This is a genomic window from Pseudoalteromonas sp. S3178 (assembly GCF_005886985.1).
GTDB lineage: Bacteria > Pseudomonadota > Gammaproteobacteria > Enterobacterales > Alteromonadaceae > Pseudoalteromonas > Pseudoalteromonas carrageenovora.
In genome coordinates this window covers 18724-36871 of record NZ_PNCW01000060.1, presented here as the reverse complement: position 1 = coordinate 36871, position 18148 = coordinate 18724, and the positions used below count along the sequence as shown (strand labels likewise).

General features: G+C 38.6%; 18 protein-coding genes. 6 read left to right on the top strand and 12 right to left on the bottom strand.

Features of this window, described 5'->3' with window-relative positions:
* Window positions 1-6: 6 nt before the first annotated feature.
* The 4 genes from tssL to tagH are packed head-to-tail and all read right to left on the bottom strand — an operon-like array spanning window position 7 to window position 4443.
* Entirely contained in the window at window positions 7-1287 is a 1281-nt protein-coding gene (gene tssL, locus CWC11_RS15900) for a type VI secretion system protein TssL, long form (RefSeq protein WP_138683492.1), read from the bottom strand.
* 21 nt (window positions 1288-1308) lie between these two features.
* A complete protein-coding gene (gene tssK, locus CWC11_RS15895) occupies window positions 1309-2637 on the bottom strand; it encodes a type VI secretion system baseplate subunit TssK (protein ID WP_138683491.1) in 1329 nt (442 codons plus the stop codon).
* A gap of 15 nt (window positions 2638-2652) precedes the next feature.
* Complete coding sequence (gene tssJ, locus CWC11_RS15890) at window positions 2653-3117, bottom strand: type VI secretion system lipoprotein TssJ (RefSeq protein WP_058547853.1); 465 nt, start codon at window positions 3115-3117, stop codon at window positions 2653-2655.
* Between the two features lie 15 nt (window positions 3118-3132).
* Window positions 3133-4443 (bottom strand): type VI secretion system-associated FHA domain protein TagH, encoded by a 1311-nt coding sequence (gene tagH / locus CWC11_RS15885; protein ID WP_138683490.1) that lies wholly within the window; start codon window positions 4441-4443, stop codon window positions 3133-3135.
* A gap of 493 nt (window positions 4444-4936) precedes the next feature.
* Here tagH and CWC11_RS15880 point away from each other — a divergent pair, with 493 nt between their 5' ends.
* Window positions 4937-6910, top strand: coding sequence for a serine/threonine protein kinase (locus CWC11_RS15880; protein ID WP_138683489.1), 1974 nt, complete (start codon window positions 4937-4939; stop codon window positions 6908-6910).
* A 179-nt stretch (window positions 6911-7089) separates the two neighbouring features.
* Complete coding sequence (locus tag CWC11_RS15875) at window positions 7090-7446, top strand: PEGA domain-containing protein (protein WP_058547856.1); 357 nt, start codon at window positions 7090-7092, stop codon at window positions 7444-7446.
* Window positions 7447-7500: 54 nt separating this feature from the next.
* Here CWC11_RS15875 and CWC11_RS15870 read toward each other — a convergent pair whose 3' ends face one another.
* The gene (locus tag CWC11_RS15870; RefSeq protein ID WP_138683488.1) at window positions 7501-7878 is read right to left on the bottom strand and encodes a DUF1294 domain-containing protein; all 378 of its coding nucleotides are present in this window, start codon (window positions 7876-7878) and stop codon (window positions 7501-7503) included.
* A 53-nt stretch (window positions 7879-7931) separates the two neighbouring features.
* On the opposite strand from CWC11_RS15870, the gene CWC11_RS15865 reads away from it, so the two are divergent.
* A complete protein-coding gene (locus CWC11_RS15865) occupies window positions 7932-8462 on the top strand; it encodes a hypothetical protein (RefSeq protein ID WP_138683487.1) in 531 nt (176 codons plus the stop codon).
* A gap of 60 nt (window positions 8463-8522) precedes the next feature.
* Here CWC11_RS15865 and CWC11_RS15860 read toward each other — a convergent pair whose 3' ends face one another.
* The gene (locus CWC11_RS15860) at window positions 8523-9065 is read right to left on the bottom strand and encodes a carboxymuconolactone decarboxylase family protein (protein WP_138683486.1); all 543 of its coding nucleotides are present in this window, start codon (window positions 9063-9065) and stop codon (window positions 8523-8525) included.
* 311 nt (window positions 9066-9376) lie between these two features.
* Between CWC11_RS15860 and CWC11_RS15855 the strand changes: the two genes are divergently transcribed.
* Window positions 9377-9964: a TetR/AcrR family transcriptional regulator gene (locus CWC11_RS15855; protein WP_138683485.1), complete on the top strand. Its 588-nt coding sequence runs from the start codon at window positions 9377-9379 to the stop codon at window positions 9962-9964.
* Between the two features lie 86 nt (window positions 9965-10050).
* Here the strand turns inward: CWC11_RS15855 and CWC11_RS15850 are convergent, their stop codons facing one another.
* The 5 genes from CWC11_RS15850 to CWC11_RS15830 all read right to left on the bottom strand — a co-directional run bounded on the left by CWC11_RS15850 (window position 10051) and on the right by CWC11_RS15830 (window position 15527).
* Window positions 10051-12171 carry a methyl-accepting chemotaxis protein gene (locus CWC11_RS15850; protein ID WP_138683484.1) on the bottom strand — a complete coding sequence of 707 codons (2121 nt, stop codon included), beginning with the start codon at window positions 12169-12171 and terminating at the stop codon, window positions 10051-10053.
* 97 nt (window positions 12172-12268) lie between these two features.
* Window positions 12269-13492, bottom strand: a complete 1224-nt coding sequence (gene arsJ / locus CWC11_RS15845; RefSeq protein WP_138683483.1) for an organoarsenical effux MFS transporter ArsJ — start codon at window positions 13490-13492, stop codon at window positions 12269-12271.
* Window positions 13493-13521: 29 nt separating this feature from the next.
* The gene (locus CWC11_RS15840; RefSeq protein ID WP_138683482.1) at window positions 13522-14532 is read right to left on the bottom strand and encodes an ArsJ-associated glyceraldehyde-3-phosphate dehydrogenase; all 1011 of its coding nucleotides are present in this window, start codon (window positions 14530-14532) and stop codon (window positions 13522-13524) included.
* A gap of 38 nt (window positions 14533-14570) precedes the next feature.
* Complete coding sequence (locus tag CWC11_RS15835; RefSeq protein ID WP_138683481.1) at window positions 14571-14924, bottom strand: metalloregulator ArsR/SmtB family transcription factor; 354 nt, start codon at window positions 14922-14924, stop codon at window positions 14571-14573.
* Window positions 14925-15098: 174 nt separating this feature from the next.
* On the bottom strand, window positions 15099-15527 hold the full coding sequence (locus CWC11_RS15830; RefSeq protein ID WP_138683480.1) for an organic hydroperoxide resistance protein: 429 nt from the start codon (window positions 15525-15527) through the stop codon (window positions 15099-15101).
* Window positions 15528-15663: 136 nt separating this feature from the next.
* On the opposite strand from CWC11_RS15830, the gene CWC11_RS15825 reads away from it, so the two are divergent.
* Window positions 15664-16122: a MarR family winged helix-turn-helix transcriptional regulator gene (locus tag CWC11_RS15825; protein WP_138683479.1), complete on the top strand. Its 459-nt coding sequence runs from the start codon at window positions 15664-15666 to the stop codon at window positions 16120-16122.
* 3 nt (window positions 16123-16125) lie between these two features.
* On the opposite strand, the gene CWC11_RS15820 is transcribed toward CWC11_RS15825, so the two are convergent.
* Complete coding sequence (locus tag CWC11_RS15820; RefSeq protein WP_249330755.1) at window positions 16126-17025, bottom strand: LysR family transcriptional regulator; 900 nt, start codon at window positions 17023-17025, stop codon at window positions 16126-16128.
* 110 nt (window positions 17026-17135) lie between these two features.
* Here CWC11_RS15820 and CWC11_RS15815 point away from each other — a divergent pair, with 110 nt between their 5' ends.
* Window positions 17136-18146, top strand: coding sequence for a zinc-binding alcohol dehydrogenase family protein (locus tag CWC11_RS15815; protein ID WP_138683477.1), 1011 nt, complete (start codon window positions 17136-17138; stop codon window positions 18144-18146).
* The last annotated feature ends 2 nt before the right edge of the window (window positions 18147-18148 follow it).

The following is an 18148-nucleotide window of genomic DNA, read 5'->3' as shown; positions in this document are numbered from 1 at the left end:
AGCCTCTTAAAATAATAAGTCGATTTCAATTCGTCGGTTAAGTGACCGAGAAGCTGAATCTGAATTACTGGCAATAGGCTCTGCTGCGCCCTTACCTTCGGGCCATAAACGTCCACTGAGGTTTGTACTTTTAGCCATAGAGTTTGCAACTTGCGTTGCGCGCGCTAAAGAAAGGTGCCAATTTGAAGGGTATTTATCAGTTCTAATTGGTGTGTCATCTGTGTGGCCGGTTATTAAAATACGCCCTTTGGTTCCTTCAAGGCTTAATGCTAGCTTTTCTAAAATAGGTTGAAATGAAGGTAGTAATTTAGAGTCACCTTGATTAAAAAGGCTCTCACTATTAATTGAGATTCTGATCCTATCGATATTTTTCTTTATCGTTACAATCCCCATTTGAATCTCGGTTTGTAATAGTTGCTCTAATACAAGTAGCTGCTGATCCTTTTTGTCTATTGCTTGGTCTTCAGCTAGAGGGTGAATGATGGCCAGCTTGTCATTTACAGCGGTAACATCATCATTTAGCTTCATATTTATAAATAAATAAACGGTAAGTAAAAGTAGGCCCAGAACAGAAAAAATAACCCACAGCGGCACCTGATTTCTTAATTCAACGCCAGCGGCTACTCTTTGTTTCCAATTAGGAGAAAGCTTATTATTGATTGGCCCATCTAATTGATTTAATAGGTGGTACATTTGTGAGCGGTATTCTTCAACTTTATTATCACCTACAGTATCTAACCTGTACTTACCTTTAAAACCTAAGTTTAAACAGTGGTACTGAAGCTCTAAAAAGGCTTTGTGTTGCTCTGGCTGAGACAATGCATTATCTAGCAAAGTATAAAAGTACTCACCGCCAAAGGTCTCTTTATGAAATGTTGAAAGTAAACTTTCGTCAGCCCATTCCATAGAGCTCCATTTAGAATTTAAAACAGACTCATCTAAAATTGCACATAAGCAATAACGGGAGTTTTTGATTACATCTTTTGATAGATTTTGATTACGAACTTCGACTTCGAAGCGTTTGATAGCCTCAACACATCGATGCTTTAACGCAGCCAAGTTTGTCATCTCAACTGATTTTCTGATTGAAATAACCAATGAAAAACAGTCTGTTGCCGCTTCCATTAACGGGTTTTTAAATATAGATACCTTTGCATTACTAGGAATACTGCTTGCAACAGGCTCAACAGACATAACTGTTTTGTCTGGATCGTTATCTACTTGAGTATTATTTGAGGCATCACGCCCTAATCGACCAGGACGTGGTTTTATAATGGTTTCGTCCATTGAAACTCTTCCTTTTAAAAGTTAAGTTCTTATTGCCCACAGGCTTAGTTGTAACTCGGGGTAATTTCCAGACAAGTGAATAGCAATACCACCACTTGAATGAAGTTTTGCCCAATGCTCGCCATGTTTATTTAATTCAAAATAATGAAAACCTGCATGGTAAGGAATTTGACGCGGTGCCGTTGGTAAGTTACTGATTGTAATACCTGGGATTTGATTGTTTACTAAATCTCGGATTGTCTCAACACTACCTATTTTAATTTGAGAAGGTAGTATCTTACGAAGCTCTTCGTGGGGGACACTCGCCTTAATAGCCAATACAAATTGACCCGAGCTAAGTACCGATTTGTCTTTGAGTGCACCAAAAGAAATACCAAACTTGCTTTGCTCTAGCTTTATTTCTGTCGCAGTTTGCTCGATTACATGACTTAAAGATTGATATAAAAAGTTTACTACTTCGCTAAATACAGGGCCTAAATTTTTATGATCGTACTTAGGTAATTTAGGTACTCTTTTGTTTACTGTACTAAAAGTAGAAAGTTCACCAGCAAGCTCTATTAAACGTGTATAAAGAATATTTGGATGAAGGTTATTAACTGATAATAAGTTTTCAAAAACAGCGTCATACTTATTTAACGTTTGCAGCATAATAAAATCGGCTACAGATGTGCTTCCCGCATAGCCTTGGCACAATCTAACAGCGATACTCTCTGAACGCTGCTTTATCATTGAGCCAATTTCTCTCACTAGACCAAGTAATGGCTTACATTGACCTACTTTTAAAGAAGCTGGAATATACTTTGAATCGAGCTTAATTTGCCCTTCACTACTTACTTCAACAATGCGTGCTAATGGCAATAATATATAGCCAGCGTGATCGTCTGATGACAATACTAGCTTACTAAATACCTTAGCTACTTGAATAATTTCTTGAGCTTGCGCACCTAAAGAGTCATCGCTTACTGATAAGTCATTGAGTTTATAACGCGTAACAATATCTTCATCTAAAGATGAAATATTAATACCACTGGCTTTTAGTGCAGGAACTGCTAAATAAACTATTTCATCATACACATCTTTACCAACCACTAAAGGCTCAGGTAAAGAGGTTGATTGAGGCATATCGATGGGTAGCAAATCAGGAGTAATAGCTGATAACGACTCAATTGCAAATTGGCCTGAGCTTAATAGCTGAGTGTCAATACTTATATCAAGTATGCCCCAAGGATCTGCTAAATTCCCATTGCAAATTTGCTTTATTAAATGCGAAAAATGCTTATCTGACTGCTGAAAGTGTTGCGGCCTTAAGAACATTCCTTCGGTCCAGGCAACACGAGTGTTATCACTCATTGTACAAATCCTTTTTTATTGCTCTCTCATGTATGTAGCAATTGCTTCAACATTTACATCTATATCGTCATAGCCTGTAGGGTCAACTTCAATTACAGCTCTCCATCGTGCTTGGTCGATATCTCTGTACGCAACAACAACTCCAACATATCGCGTATTGCGGTTTAAGCTCATTTTGTATTCTTGAACAGAGTTTGGCTGTAATTCTAATTCATCTTTTTTTAATAAGTCTGGACCTAATAGTTTTTCAGGTGTTTCGTATAGGCTAAAAAAATCCTGCGTATCAAAAATTGTTCTTGAGCTGAGCTCAAAAATTTTCATTACTACCGGCGAAGGCCTATCCGAAGTGTCCGGATTAACATTTTTAGACACATTGATTTTTAGATCTGTAGAAGGAGGTACAAACTTATTAACAGTTGAACAACCCATGGCTAAAAACAGTAAACTGAAACTCATTAAAAAGAGCTTAAACTTGTTCATTATCTACTTTCCTTTCTAGAACGATTCTTTAATTCTATCGTTATATGCTTTTAAGAAATCATCTGACAATGCCATAGCTCCCTTACTATTTACATCATGAGATAACTCATCATATAAATTTTGGTATAGCTTCCAGCACTTAGCCTCTGTTTGACCAGGGATGATTTTTAATACGTTAGAATTATCATTTATTTGTTGATTTATGTGTTGGGGAGAAACTTGCTCTAACATCCCTTTTAATACGCCATCAGCTCCTGCTAATAAAGCATGTTCATGTCTTCGAGTGTCAACAAAGCTTTCTTTGATTGATTCTCGAGACGACAGGAAGCTTGCACTATTTCTGATGAATAAATTCTGAATAACATCATCAATATCTGCCGAAAATTTAATTGGGTTATTTTGTTGGGTTTGAAACATTGTTTGGTTTAAACGCAATTGGTTTTTCACAAGTGCTCTTTGACGAAGAGACTCCATCAACTCTGTGAGTAATAAATTTAACCCTTGGCCCATTTCAAACCAAAGTTCTTGCGAGTTTAACGAATTTTGTAACTCAGCTTTAATCCCTAACCCGTTCAAAAAAGCATCGGTTAACGCAGTATCTTCACTCGGTGATATTGGATTCTTTTGCACAGCTGGCTTATGAACAGGCTTTACAGCTTGAGGTTTGCTTACAGGTGTATCAAGTACGGGGGCCTCAACTGAAACTTGTTGTTTAACAGGCTGTTTTGGTTGTGGCTTACTTACAACGGGTGCTTGTTGAGTTACCGCCTCCGGGTTCATTAAGTGAGCAAGCTCATCCCAGTTCTCCGGTATTTGGTTTGCTGAATTATCTTCACTGGCCTGAGTCATAGAAACTGCAGGCATAGATTCATCCATTATTGATTCATTAAAATACTGCTCTGCCTCTGAAAAACGCTCAGTAGGGTGCTGATAAGCGCTTTCTGGCTCTTTGCTCAAACTAGCAGCTGCACTTAAATTACCATAATCGGTCTCAGGAGCTTTTTCGTTGGTAGCTAATTTCACTTCTACTTGAAAATCACCCACAGTAATTGTGTCACTATCAGACAAGCGTTGTTTATTACCTTGGCCTAATGGAGCTACGCCAAAATTTACAAAAGTACCATTTGTAGATGTATCGTAAACATAAAAAGAATCACCCTCTTTAACTATGCGCCCGTGCTTACTAGAAATGATTTTTTCGGGATCAGGAAAGTGCCAATCACATGCTTCTGAACGGCCAAATATTAGAGAGTCTTTTACTTTTTTAGTGGCTTCAATTTCTGGAGAGAGTCTATGATAACTAGTGATGTTTAGTATCAGTTCCATTTGATAAGTTAGTCCCATAAATCTACATTTTTATTAGGATAAAGTAGAAGAGAAACTATTGTCAACATTGAAATTAATATATAAAAATATACTCAGCCTTTTAAAAGCATAAATCCAAATAATTTAAATTAATCAAAACCGCTTTAAAAAAGCCCTTTCAAAGCTTAAAAAACATATTTTGTATGTTCCGATTTAAAAAATTACTATTTATTAATTTTCACAACACATTATTCATTTTAAATACCTTAAAGTGTTACAAAACAATGCCTGTAGACTTACGCTGTTTATAAAAACAAATAGCAATTAAACGATATTTCAATAATTAATATAAAAGCTCTAAATTTTTTAAAGTTTTGTACGAAAGTTCTGCTATAGAAACATTGCTAAGTTGGCTAATTTTTGTAAAAATACAGCGCTTATCAAAGGGAGAATTGATAAAAATAAAAAACTCACCTTTGCGATTATTTTAATATACACAATAAAAGGATTTATAATGAGCGGTGTCAACAGTTCTAATGATAAAACGCAGATAGCTTCGCTTGACTCAAATCTTCGCACGCCAAAAGCAATAAATAAATTAAACCTTGTAGGTAAAAAAATATCAGACCGCTACTTAGTTGAAGAACTTATTGGCCAAGGTGGTATGTGTTACATTTATCGAGCCAGAGATTTATTTTTAGAAAGTGCGAGTCGTCCTGAAGTTTTTGTAGCGATTAAAGTATTGTTAGAAGAGTTTTCTCATTCTGAAGAAGCTATTTCACTTCTTAAAGATGAAACAACTAAAACACAACAGCTCTCTCACCCTAATATTGTAAAAGTATATTCTGCAGGATCTGATAACGATTTACATTATGTAACCATGGAATTAGTAGAAGGCGAAACGCTTGAGCAAATAATCAAGCGCAATAAACCCTCTGGAATGGCTTTCAAAAAAGCGAATGTAATTCTTAACCAACTTGCTGATGCATTAATTTATGCTCACTCTCGTGGCGTTATTCATAACGATTTAAAACCATCAAATATAATTTTCGATTCTAATGGTAGCCTTAAGGTACTCGACTTTGGTATTGCAAAACATAAAACCATTGAAGATGCCTATGCAGTTAAAAGCGAATCAAGCTTAGGTACTGTAGGGGGCTATACACCAACCTATGCAAGCCCTGAACAACTTAAAGGTGCTGCAGCATCTGTTAAAGATGACGTTTTTTCTTATGCGTGTATTGCACTAGAATTATTAAGTAGCAAACATCCATATAATCGTGTTGCAGCAGATACACTCCCTAAAGATACATCGGCAAAACGCCCTAGTAACTGCCCTTTATGGCTGTGGGGCACGCTTAATAAAGCAGTTTCTTTAGATGCAGCAAAAAGAACTGATTCGTTAAAGCCCGTTTTAGCTAAGCTTCAAAGCAACTTTAAACCAGCAATAGCGCTTGTTGCCAGTACTGTCGTGTTAGCTCTTTTAGCTGGCCAGTACTACCTAACAAATACAAACAATATAAAGCAGCTTGAAGCTAAGTTAGATAATGCAAAAGCAATAAACCAACAAGTAGAAACATGGATGTCTTGGAATGGACCTGAGATTTTAAATAAACTTGCAGAAATCCCCCCGCAATACGAGGTATTAAAACAAGGTTTATTAAGATCAAATCAAGCTAATATCTTGCAGAGTTTTGATTACAGAGCTAACCAAATCAATACAAGTACTAACAAGTTTAAAGATTTTGATGAAACCATTAATGTTTATAGCAAAGCATTAGAGTATTACCCTGATTCAGAAAAGCTATCTGTACAACTCGAAAGCATTCTAAGAGAACGCCAATCAATAATTTCAGATATTACTTCTCGTATTGATTTGTTACTTGATCAATCTCGCTATAGTGAACTGGACAATAATAGTATTCCACAATTAATCAATGACTTAAGCGTAGTTGATAGTACCTACGTTTATCGCCCGTCTGAAATACATTTTGATAATTACAAACTTGCCTTAGATAAAGCTATTGAAGAAGATGATGTGATCACGCAAAAATCTTTACTTAATGTTGGTAAAGCTATTTTCACTAATAATCAAAAAAATGAACTTGGTTTCGCAAACCTTCTTAAAAGAGAGTCGGCGATAGATGCTTTAACGCTCTACCAAAAGAAAATTAACCTAGGTGAGCAAGCTGATTTTCCAACTGAAGATGCCGTTGTATTTTACGGCCCTAGATTTGACAGATACACACAAAAACTAGAGACAATTGAAGAGTATAAAGATTTATTAGACTTTGAAGAGTTAATCAATACTGAGTCTGCAGCGTTACCTAAGGACTTTTCTTTATTGGTTTCTTTAAAACAAGAATTATCTAGACGCTACATCACTATGGCAAATACATTAATGAAAAGAAAGATGTACCGCACAGCAGAACAACTAGTTGAAAGAAGCGAAGCTATTACTCAGTCTCTTGATAATGTAATGCTTTAAACAACTGTTTTATTTGGTGAGTATCACCAAATAACTAAAAATAACGATATATACTAAACTAACACACGTTTTGTTTTAACAAACGAAGGTCAAGGACGACGAGTTGAGCGATCATTTTGCATAAACTCCTCCAAGATTTTTCGTAATTATTACTATTTAAATGAGTTTATGGAGTACCTATGAAAAAGATAAGCGCACTAGCAGCACTATTAATACTAAGTGGTTGTTCTACTACATCGTCAGTAGACGAAACGCAGCAAACGGCAAAAGAAGAAGCAGTTCAAGTACAAGAAGAAATTGTTGAAGCTGTAGCACCTATTTCATTAACTGTAATCACTAACCCTAGTGATGCACGCGTACGCATAATGAACATAAAGCCTGTATACGAAGACGCTATTGAGCTTAAAGAAGGTGAATACGACGTTGAAGTAAGCAAACCTGGCTACCTAACTTACCGCAAGTGGGTTGCTGTAGATAAAAAGACTATTTTAACTGTAAATTTAGATGAAGTAGCAGCAACTGAAGCGGCTAACTAAACACTAAATAGAATTTTGAATTATGCCTTTAAACCTCGTTTTAAAGGCATAATTTTAGCTACCTATCAAAAAATACAATACACCACCTGCCCCACTTATATTTAAAATAATACACAACCACAACACACCTATAAAACGCCGTTTTTGCGATTTATGTCTAAGCCATTGCTGTGCAATGAGCGCACCGGGCCAGCCGCCAAATAATGATAATAACTGCAGTGTTCGCTCGCTCGTGCGGTTAACTTTTTTATGCGTTGATTGTTTAGCTTGTCGCTTATCCCATGCGTACATTATAAAAGTGATTAGGCTCAGTGAGCTTATATAACCTGGTATATAAATAGGTATGTAAATAGGCAAGTACTGAGATAAATACGCAAGCCAAATTATTGCTAAATAAAGCAGTGAGAACGTGATTAATGTTTTCTTTATCAATTAATGTTCGCCTATACTAAAAGCTGTTAAACCAAAATAATAAGAGCCAAATTATGACATATTTTAAAGCGCTATTCTTAGTATTATGCTTATACACAATTAGCAGCTATGCATCCGATACGCCCAGCAACCTTGATAAAGAACTTGCCGTATTTAAGCCTTATTTAGGCACTTGGCAGGCCGACTTTAAAGTGCCTGAAGGTGCCAAACCAGTACAAGATGTTGGCCGATGGGAGCGCGCATTAAATGGTAAAGCTATACATACCATGCACTCTATTAATGAAGGCGAATATGGTGGTGAATCGATGATTTTTTACGACAGTAAAAAAGAGTCATTAGTGTTTTACTATTTCACTACCGCAGGGTTTTACACAAAAGGCACCATGAAAGTGCTCAGCCCTACTCAATTTGTAGCCTATGAAGATGTGACAGGTAGTCAAGATGGGATTACTAAGGTTAAGTCGATGAGCGAGTTAAAAGACGATAAATTTGTAGTCTCAACCTCTTATTTAAAAAAGGGTGAATGGACTAAGCCCGAGCAGCGTATTTATACTCGCAGTACAAAAACCGTTAAATTTAAATAACTTTGCATTTAAAACACAAAAAGGCAGCCTAGGCTGCCTTTTTGTGTTTTAAAACCGCTATTATTTAGCAAACTTTTTAAATGGTTCGTCAACTGGTGTATCAGCAAGGTGGTTTGTGTAATTGCTCATTACTTTTTGCGATAAACCAACAATAATTTCTAGTAGTTGCTGTTTACCGTAACCTGCTGCAAAAAACTTCTCAATTTGCTCATCGCTAATTACGCCGCGATCGCGTGTCATTGCAAGCGTTGTTTCACGTAGTGTTTCAAGTTTTGCGTCTGCAAGTGGTGTTTTGTTTACTAGTGCATCAACAATATCTTGGTCAACTTTCATTGAAGCGGCAATTGCGCTGTGCGCTGGTACACAGTAATGACACTCGTGCTCAACGTTAATTGACTGCCATACAACTGTTAGCTCTTCTGCGTTAAACGATGTTTTTTGAAATAAGTCGTGCAGTACTTGGTAGCCTTTAAGTAGCGTAGGCGCTTCAGCCATTACCGCGTGAAGGTTAGGCACCATGCCAAATGCTGCTACTGAATCAGCCATAAGCGATTTTGATTCTTCAGGTGCGTTGTCTTGAGTATATAACGTAAATTCTGCCATGTTCTGCTCCAATAAATTAATGTGTTTGAGTAACCTGAACTCTGGATAATAAATCTATCTCTAACAGCTATTTTCAGCGATAACTGCGTTGAATTTACTTGCAATAGGCTAGCTATTGACGCGTAAATTCGCCTTGTTTTCACTAAAAACCTCTGGCTAGAGAAAATAACCTTTAATATCATCATAAAGAAATATGTTAGTAAATCTCTTAACCAGAATTCAGGTTAAATAACTTCGAGACACATACTATTTGATTTTGAGCGACTGTTCAAGTTAAAATTGAGCATACGTTCAAAATAGTTGAGATTAAAATGGCTAACAAAGTTAAATTTGAACGCGAGAATGTAATTCGCGTTGCAAGCCAATTGTTTTGGGAAAAGGGGTTTACAGCAACCTCAACCCGCGATTTACAAGAAGCAATTAATATGCGCCCAGGCAGTATTTATGCGGCGTTTGGCTCTAAAGAAGGCTTATATAGTGAGTCTTTAAAAGACTACACCGTACAAATGAAAAGCCAAATTGATGGCTTTTTAGCAAGTTCTGACACTGTTGTTGGTGGTTTGCGTGCGTTTGTAGAAAACGTAATAATTAAAACCAAAGACTGTAGCCCAAGTGCTATTTGTATGTTGGTAAAAGCAAACAGTGAATTTGCAGAAAAAGATGCCTCTTTATATGAACTGAGTTTAGACTTATCGGCAAAGTTTGAAGCTTACCTAACAACCTTGTTTGCTCAAGCTATTAAAAATAATGAGCTGAGTAGTAATCTTACGGCACTTGAATATGCGCAGTTTTTTCAGGTGCAATTTACTGGGCTACGTGGCTACTTTAACCGCCCAGGGGTTGAGCAATTAGCGCAGCCGATGATCAATCAAATGTTTGCCTTGATCAAAAAGCTATAACTTTTCGAGTTACTCGCAACTAAAAAGTCTCAACAAAAAAGCGGCTAATTCACACTGAATTCGCCGCTTTTTTATATCTTACTTTTTTACGTTTTAAGCTTATTAAGCTCGCTATCTTGTTGCGCTACCAATGCATTAAGCGCTTCGCTGCTATCGCCCGCTTGGGTAGATAAATCAGCAAGCTGCGATGCCGCATCAGAGATAAGCGTTAGGTTACGGTTTATCTCTTCGGTTACTAAGCTTTGCTCTTCAGCTGCGGTGGCAATGTGCGTAATTTGATTAGTAATTTCATCTACTTTTACTACCACGCTATGCAGAGCATCAAAGGCAACTGAGGTTTCGTCTACTGCGCTTTCAGCGCGTACTACGCCTTTTTCAATTACGGTAGATGCATTACCTACTTCTAACAATAAGCTATCAATAAGTTGACTAATATCATCGGTAGATGAACGGGTTTTAGAAGCAAGTGCTCGTACTTCATCGGCAACAACCGCAAAACCTCGGCCATGCTCGCCAGCACGTGCTGCTTCAATGGCTGCATTCAGTGCAAGTAAGTTTGTTTGCTCTGAAATCGTTCTGATTACATCTAAAATTTGTGTAATATCTTTACTACGCGACGCCACTTTTTCAACGGCTTGGTTAGCTTCTTTTATTTCTTCAGACATGGTTTTAACTTGGCTCATAGCCGATGACAAGCTCGACTCACTACTTACCACTAAACCATTTATTTCATCCGCTTGTTGAGCTGATTGCTCAGAGGCTCTTGCTACTTCAAGTGCAGTAGCGCTCATTTCATTCATGGCGGTTACCACGCTTTCAATTTCTTGAAATTGTGATTGCACGTTGTGCTTGGTATCAATAGCAATATGCTGCGCTATTTCGCCTTGATGCTTAGTTTGCGATGAAACATCTTTTAGTTCTGCAATTAAGCCTCGTAATTTAGTTAAAAAGGCATTAAATCCACCAGCAAGAGCAATAAGTTCAGCATGAGTATCAACGTGGAGTGTGTGTGTTAAGTCGCCCTCAGAGCTGGCTAGGTTATCTACACGCTGTTGAATTTGCTCAAGAGGAGCAACCACGCTGCCCACCACAATTTTCATAATTATAAATGCGATTAGCGCTATTACAGCACCTGTAATTAAGATCATCACACCTAAGTAGCTTGCTGTATCATCCATTCCTTTAGCTAAAGCATCAGGTCCTTCAAGCGCTAAATTAGTAGGTACTTCAATAAGTAAAGACCACTGAGTATTCGCAAGTTTAATGTTTATAGGGTAATTAACTAAATACTCTGACGACATTTTAAAAATGCCTTTTTGACCTTTGAATCTTTCGGCTTCTTTAAAAGTAGCGGCACTAACAGCCTCTTTAAATGGGCGCCCTAATTTAGATTTATAATGGCTACTGCCCACCACTAAACCTATGTCGCTTAAAAGCGTTACTTTTGCTTGCCCGTTATATAACTCGCTAGACAATTGCTCGGTCATTGCTTGAAAGGTAGGTAGCGTTAAATCAGCACCAGCTAAACCTATAAACTGGCCCGATTTTAATATAGGCACAGTTAACGAGGTCAACATTACTGAATCACCCGATGGGATTTCGTATAAGTAAGGTTCCATAATACACGGCTTTAACGTGTCTTTTGCACATAAGTACCAATGCGCTTCGCGAATACCAAACTCGTTTAATGAGGTTATATATTTATCGGCAGCGTTGGCTACTTTTTGCTGCTCAATGTTGCCATTTTGATCGCGAGTAATATATACCTCTAAGGTGCCATCGCCATTTACTGAGTGTTTATACCCTTGCTTAAAGCTCGAATCTTGCCCATCAAAAGCATTTGGCTCAAATTGCGAGTATATAGACGAAAGCAACGTATTTTGCTCTAACATCGAACGGTTAATGCTCACAACCGTATCGCGACCTAAATTTTGACTTTGTGCAGCGTCGCCTAATAAAGCGGCTAATGAATAAGGTACGCGATAGGCTTCATTAATAAAGCCTGCTATTTTTTCACCATAAGCGGCTGCATTTGAATTAAGTTTATGCTCAACCTCGGCAACAATGTACCCTTCTGATTTAACAGCTAAATCTTTGTTACTTGTCGATAATTGCCACCACAACGTAACCGACAATACTATTACTGTTAATAATATACTTGAGACTGTAAGCCACAGTAATTTTTTTGCTAGTGATAATTCCCGCATTCATTTCACCCTTTAATTTAAACTACGGCTACAGTTTAGTAGATCTGAGAAATGAAGCTATGAATATCGCTAAGAAAATTAAATCTAATACAAACGTTTAGCTTTTATTTTTGGCTAAAAAAGCAGTGGCTATAGAGGCCAAAATAAGCAAAATTACGCTCACCCATAAACACGCTACAAAACCATAAACCTGAAACACCCACCCCGAAAGCACGGTGCCCAGTAAACGCCCCATGGCATTGGCCATATAATAAAAGCCAACATCAAGCGATACACCATCGCTTTTAGCAAAGCTGACAATTAAATAACTATGTACTGATGAGTTAACTGCAAATACACCACCAAATATAAGTAAACCTATAATTAGCGTAGCATGCACAGCAACATCTAATTGCATAAGTAGTGCTAAAAATGCTGTTACACCACTTAACAGCAATACCCATAAATACGCATGTTTAACGGTATCAACATTTGAATTATTGGTGCCTGTAATACGTGGCGCTTGCGATTGCACGCCGCCATAGCCAATCACCCAAAGTGCCATAAAGCCACTAACCCACCAAAAGTTCCAATCAAACTGCTGGGCTAAATAAATAGGTAAAGCCACTACAAACCACACATCACGCGCGGCAAACAAACATAGTCGTGCTGCACTTAATAAATTTATTGCACGAGATTTAGAGAAAAGCTCTTTAAACTTGGGCTTATTTTTAGCTTTACCCATGTCGCCTTTTAAAAATACAACGCTAATCATCCACGCAATAGTAAGTAGTATAATAAGTGCTTTTAAAGCCCCAACAAATCCCAGTACCGTAAGTAGTAACCCGCCTAAAAAGAAACCGACCCCTTTTAACGCGTTTTTAGAGCCCGTTAAAATAGCCACCCATTTGTAAAGCTGGCCTTGGCCGCTTTCTCTCTCGGGCACTAAATGTTTAATGGCGCTTTTGGCACTCATTTTGTTTAAATCTTTTGCTATACCACTAAGTGCTTGCGCCGCCATAACATAAGCAACTGTAAGCCATTCACTTGGCGCGCATAACATGGCAAGCGCCATTATTTGCAGCGCCAAGCCAAAGTTCATGGTTTTATTAAGGCCTAAATGAGCCCCAAGCCAACCGCCCACTAAATTGGTGATCACACCAAAAATTTCGTAAAACAAAAACAGCATGGCAATAGCCAACGCACCATACCCTAACTGATGAAAATGCAGCACCACCAGCATACGCAGTGCGCCATCGGTTAAGGTAAATGCCCAGTAATTACCGGTAATAATTAAATACTGTTTTATTGCTGTAGGTAAATTAGCAAGTTGCTCAAACATGGTTAAAGCCCTTTAAACCTTATAAATGGTTAAACCAAGTCGCTTTTAGCAACTTTAAGCATAAGCTCGGCGGTACGATTAGCGTAGCCCCATTCGTTATCGTACCAAGCATATAATTTAAGCTGGGTATTATTAATAACCATGGTAGAGAGCGCATCAATAATGCTACTACGCGGATCGGTTTTGTAATCAATCGATACCAGCGGTTTTTCTTCGTAACCTAATACACCTGCAAGCTCGTTTTTAGACGCGTCAGCAAACCATTCATTCACCTCAGTTGCAGTTACACCACGCTCAAGCTCAAATACACAGTCGGTAATTGATGCGTTAGTTAAAGGTACGCGCACGGCATGGCCATTTAACTTACCTTTAAGCTCAGGGAATATATGCGTAATGGCTGTTGCACTACCTGTTGTGGTGGGTATTAAACTCGTACCGCACGAACGAGCACGACGTAAGTCTTTATGTGGCGCATCAATAATAGTTTGGGTATTGGTAATATCGTGAATCGTGGTCATTGAGCCGTGCTTAATGCCTACTTTTTCTTGTAGTACTTTTACAATTGGCGCTAAACAGTTAGTAGTACACGAAGCCGCTGTAACAATTTTGTGCTCATCTGGGTTATATAAATCATCGTTAACACCCATAACCACATTTAAAATGCCGTCTTCTTTTACTGGTGCGGTTACAACAACGCGCTTAACACCTTGTGCTAAATATTGATTTAACAGCTCAGTGGTTTTCATTTTACCGCTGGCTTCTATTACTACATCGCAATCAGACCAATCGGTGTCGTTAATGGTTTTGTTATTGGTAACGGCAATAGTGTGTTTACCCACACTAAAGCTATTTTCGTTTGCTGTAACGCTGTGCGCTAAACGCCCGTGCACTGAGTCAAACTCTAATAAATGGGCATGTGTTTTAGCATCGCCTGCAACATCGTTTACTTTAATAAATTCTACTTCTGGCCACTCTAATGCCGCGCGCAGTGTTAAACGTCCCATACGGCCAAAGCCGTTAATACCTACTTTAATTGTCATAATAAATACCTTTAGTAAAGTTATATAAATTTGCTTAATTAACAGCAGCTTGCTGCACGCTCTGGGCGATTACCCATTGCATTGAGTCGATTTAAATCGTCGTTATAAAACGCAGAATTTTCGTTTTGTGTTTGTGTTAGTACACTAAGAGCCCACTGTGGCAGGGCTTTATTAATGCTGTAGTACACCCATTGATTTTGCTTACGGTCGCTCAATAAGCCACATTGTCTAAGCTGTGCTAAGTGGCGCGACACTTTAGGTTGGCTAAGTTCAAGCGCTGCAACAAGCTCACACACACATAGCTCTTGCTCATGGCTAATTAATAACATGGCTTTTAAGCGCGTATCGTCGGCTAAGCATTTGTAAAATTGAAGTGGGTTGAGTTGTTCCATAGCATCCTCGTTTAGTTAGTGTGCATACAATAAAACAAAACTAGGATATATGGAATAGTGAATATACGATTTTTCGTATATTTATTTGTAAGCGTAGAAACTCTGCTAAATTGCAGCGCACAAAAAAGCCCAGTGGCAAAACCACTGGGCTTTTAAAATTATCTAATTAGTTAATTAAATAACCGAAAGCTCTACTTCAATGTTACCGCGTGTAGCGTTTGAGTATGGGCATACTTGGTGTGCTTTATTTACAAGTTCTTGCGCTGCCGCTTTATCCATATCACCTAGTGATACAGCTAGTTTAACTGCAATGCCAAAACCGCCTTCAATCGCGCCAATAGATACTTCAGAATTAACGTGTGTATCACTTGGCAGGGCAATTTTTTCGCTACCGGCTACAAATTTTAGTGCGCCAATAAAACACGCTGCATAACCTGCTGCAAATAACTGCTCTGGGTTAGTGCCTTGTCCGTCGTCGCCACCTAGCCCTTTTGGGGTTGATAGTTTTACATCTAAACGGCCATCGTCAGATTTAGCTACACCTTCACGGCCACCGGTTGCAGTTGCTTTTGCTGTGTAGGCAACGTTTTGTAATACATTCATAGTGAACTCCAAAGTTTATCAATTTAATTTATTTTGCATACAAAATAATAGTGCAGATAAATAGTAATTGCAAATACTTTGCATGCAAATTAAAATGTTTTTTGAGTTTAAAGTATTAACGCGTTGGGAGTTGGGCATGTCGTTTGAGCAATTAAAATTAAAAAATCAGCTGTGTCATAGGCTATATATGGCATCAAATAGTATTGCTCGCGCTTACCGTGAGCCTTTGGCTGCACTTAACTTAACGTATCCGCAGTATGTAGTGATGATGGCGCTGTGGGAGCAAGACGAAATCACCATAGCGCAGCTAATAGATAAAACCGCTATTGATGGCGGCGCTATGACCCAAATACTCAAAAAAATGGCCGAAAAGTCTCTGCTGGCTGTTATTAAAGACGAAAACGATAAGCGTAAACGCCTAATTCAGCTTACCCAAAGTGGACAAGCCCTTAAAAACGAAGCCGCTAATATTCCAAAAAATATATTATGTAAGTTTGAAAGTGTAGACCCTACGCAAGCTAAACAGCTTATGCAGCTGCTTGATTTAGTGGTAAACGATTTAACTAGCCACAGCTGCGCAGAAAATAAAGATTAAAAACTACCCCACTAACGCGGTTATTTTGTGTTGAATAAACGCCCTAAATGCGGTGATCACCGGGGTCATTTGGCGCCGGTCGGCGTACATCATATAAAGCGGTAGCGGATCACTTTGCCACTGTGGGCATAAATGAACGAGCTCCCCGCTTGCTAAATTATCAATTACATCCAAGTACGACTTATACGCAATGCCTTTGCCCTCTAGCGCCCAGCGCCTAACCATTTCGCCATCGTTTACTATGTGTTGGCAATTTAGCTGCACTTTTTGCACCGCGCCATTTTTATAAAATCGCCACTCTTTAAACACCTCACCAAAGCGCATAAACGTAATAGTGGTGTGCTGCGTTAAGTTAAGGGGATGTGTAAGCAATCCATTTTTTGCTACATACTCAGCAGAGGCCACTAAAATACGCGCATTATTTAAAAAAAGTGGCGCTGCAATTAACTGCGAATCTTTTGGTACACCAAAGCGCAGTGCAATATCAATTGATTGGCTGTAAATGTCGCTTACTTCGTCACTTAAGTGCAGTTTAAGTTTTACATGCGGGTATTGCGCTAAAAACTCATTAAGCCATTCACTTAGTTTATTACGCCCTAAATCGCACGGGGCCGATACCTGTAGCGTTCCTGTTACTTCGCCTACTACAGTTTGCACTGCGGCTACACCTTGTTGAATAAGCGAAAGTGAATCTTTGGCGTAACTTAAAAACTGCTCCCCTGCCACACTTAAGCGTAAGCTGCGGGTAGAGCGAATAAACAGCACGTTTCCTAAATCTTTTTCTAGGCGCTTAATAGCTGCACTTACCGCCGCTGGGGTTTGCGCGTTTTGCCGTGCAGCTTCAGAAATACTGGCGCAACTAGCTACATCTATAAAAGTTTGAATATCGTTAAATGATCGCATATTTTCAATTAAAATTTGAAAGTGCTTTAGTTTTTCATGTCTTTTTCTATTTTTCAACTGAGCTATAGTGTTTACATATTAAAAAGTACTTCAAATCATCAGGAACGCACATGAAAGCATTTGGCTACACCAAAAACTCTAAAACGCTTACAGCAACCTCTATACAAGCTATTGAACTTGATACCCCAACCGCTACCGGGCACGACCTACTTATTGAAGTAAATGCTATTTCGGTAAACCCTGTAGATACAAAAATACGTGCAAATGTAGCGCCAGAGCAAGGCTACAAAGTATTAGGCTGGGACGGTGTAGGCGTTGTAAAAGCCGTTGGCGAGTCGGTTTCGTTATTTAATGTGGGGGATCGTGTATTTTACGCCGGCGATTTGTCGCGCCAAGGCAGTAATGCGCAATTTCAATTAGTTGATGAACGTATTGTAGGGCGTGCGCCTAAAACATTAACCGACGCACAAGCCGCAGCGCTGCCACTAACCAGTATTACCGCCTACGAAATGCTGTTTGATCGCCTACAAGTGCCTAAAAATAAGCAAAATACTCAGCAATCTATTTTAGTTATTGGCGCCGCTGGTGGCGTTGGCTCTATTTTAGTACAGCTTGCCAAGCAGCTTACTGGGCTAAACGTGGTAGGTACTGCATCACGCGAGCAAAGCGTAACCTGGCTTAAAGAGTTAGGCGCCAATCATGTGCTCGATCACTCTAAAAACTTAAACGAGCAGCGCAAAGAACTGGGTTTAGCTGAGTTTGACTACGTTATTGGCTTAACCCATACCGACCAATACCAAGATCAAATAGTAGAGTGTATTAAACCTCAAGGTAAATTTGCGCTAATAGACGACCCTGCATCGTTCGATATTTTAAAATTTAAGCGTAAGTGTATATCGGTGCATTGGGAGTTTATGTTTACCCGCTCACTATTTACTACAGCCGATATAACAGCGCAGCACACCTTACTTAATGAAATTAGTGAACTGATAGACTCAGGTACACTTAAAACCACGCTTGGGCAAAATTTAGGCCCAATAAACGCCCCTAATTTATATAAAGCGCACCAAATTTTAGAATCGCACACCTCACGCGGTAAACTTGTTTTAGAAGGCTTTTAAAC

What these genes read in the sequence shown, in the direction of transcription:
- tssL (WP_138683492.1), bottom strand. Translation starts at nt 1,287, where the DNA reads ATGGACGAAACCATTATAAAACCACGTCCTGGTCGATTAGGGCGTGAT.
- tssK (WP_138683491.1), bottom strand. Translation starts at nt 2,637, where the DNA reads ATGAGTGATAACACTCGTGTTGCCTGGACCGAAGGAATGTTCTTAAGG.
- tssJ (WP_058547853.1), bottom strand. Translation starts at nt 3,117, where the DNA reads ATGAACAAGTTTAAGCTCTTTTTAATGAGTTTCAGTTTACTGTTTTTA.
- tagH (WP_138683490.1), bottom strand. Translation starts at nt 4,443, where the DNA reads ATGGAACTGATACTAAACATCACTAGTTATCATAGACTCTCTCCAGAA.
- CWC11_RS15880 (WP_138683489.1), top strand. Translation starts at nt 4,937, where the DNA reads ATGAGCGGTGTCAACAGTTCTAATGATAAAACGCAGATAGCTTCGCTT.
- CWC11_RS15875 (WP_058547856.1), top strand. Translation starts at nt 7,090, where the DNA reads ATGAAAAAGATAAGCGCACTAGCAGCACTATTAATACTAAGTGGTTGT.
- CWC11_RS15865 (WP_138683487.1), top strand. Translation starts at nt 7,932, where the DNA reads ATGACATATTTTAAAGCGCTATTCTTAGTATTATGCTTATACACAATT.
- CWC11_RS15860 (WP_138683486.1), bottom strand. Translation starts at nt 9,065, where the DNA reads ATGGCAGAATTTACGTTATATACTCAAGACAACGCACCTGAAGAATCA.
- CWC11_RS15855 (WP_138683485.1), top strand. Translation starts at nt 9,377, where the DNA reads ATGGCTAACAAAGTTAAATTTGAACGCGAGAATGTAATTCGCGTTGCA.
- CWC11_RS15850 (WP_138683484.1), bottom strand. Translation starts at nt 12,171, where the DNA reads ATGCGGGAATTATCACTAGCAAAAAAATTACTGTGGCTTACAGTCTCA.
- arsJ (WP_138683483.1), bottom strand. Translation starts at nt 13,492, where the DNA reads ATGTTTGAGCAACTTGCTAATTTACCTACAGCAATAAAACAGTATTTA.
- CWC11_RS15840 (WP_138683482.1), bottom strand. Translation starts at nt 14,532, where the DNA reads ATGACAATTAAAGTAGGTATTAACGGCTTTGGCCGTATGGGACGTTTA.
- CWC11_RS15835 (WP_138683481.1), bottom strand. Translation starts at nt 14,924, where the DNA reads ATGGAACAACTCAACCCACTTCAATTTTACAAATGCTTAGCCGACGAT.
- CWC11_RS15830 (WP_138683480.1), bottom strand. Translation starts at nt 15,527, where the DNA reads ATGAATGTATTACAAAACGTTGCCTACACAGCAAAAGCAACTGCAACC.
- CWC11_RS15825 (WP_138683479.1), top strand. Translation starts at nt 15,664, where the DNA reads ATGTCGTTTGAGCAATTAAAATTAAAAAATCAGCTGTGTCATAGGCTA.
- CWC11_RS15820 (WP_249330755.1), bottom strand. Translation starts at nt 17,025, where the DNA reads ATGCGATCATTTAACGATATTCAAACTTTTATAGATGTAGCTAGTTGC.
- CWC11_RS15815 (WP_138683477.1), top strand. Translation starts at nt 17,136, where the DNA reads ATGAAAGCATTTGGCTACACCAAAAACTCTAAAACGCTTACAGCAACC.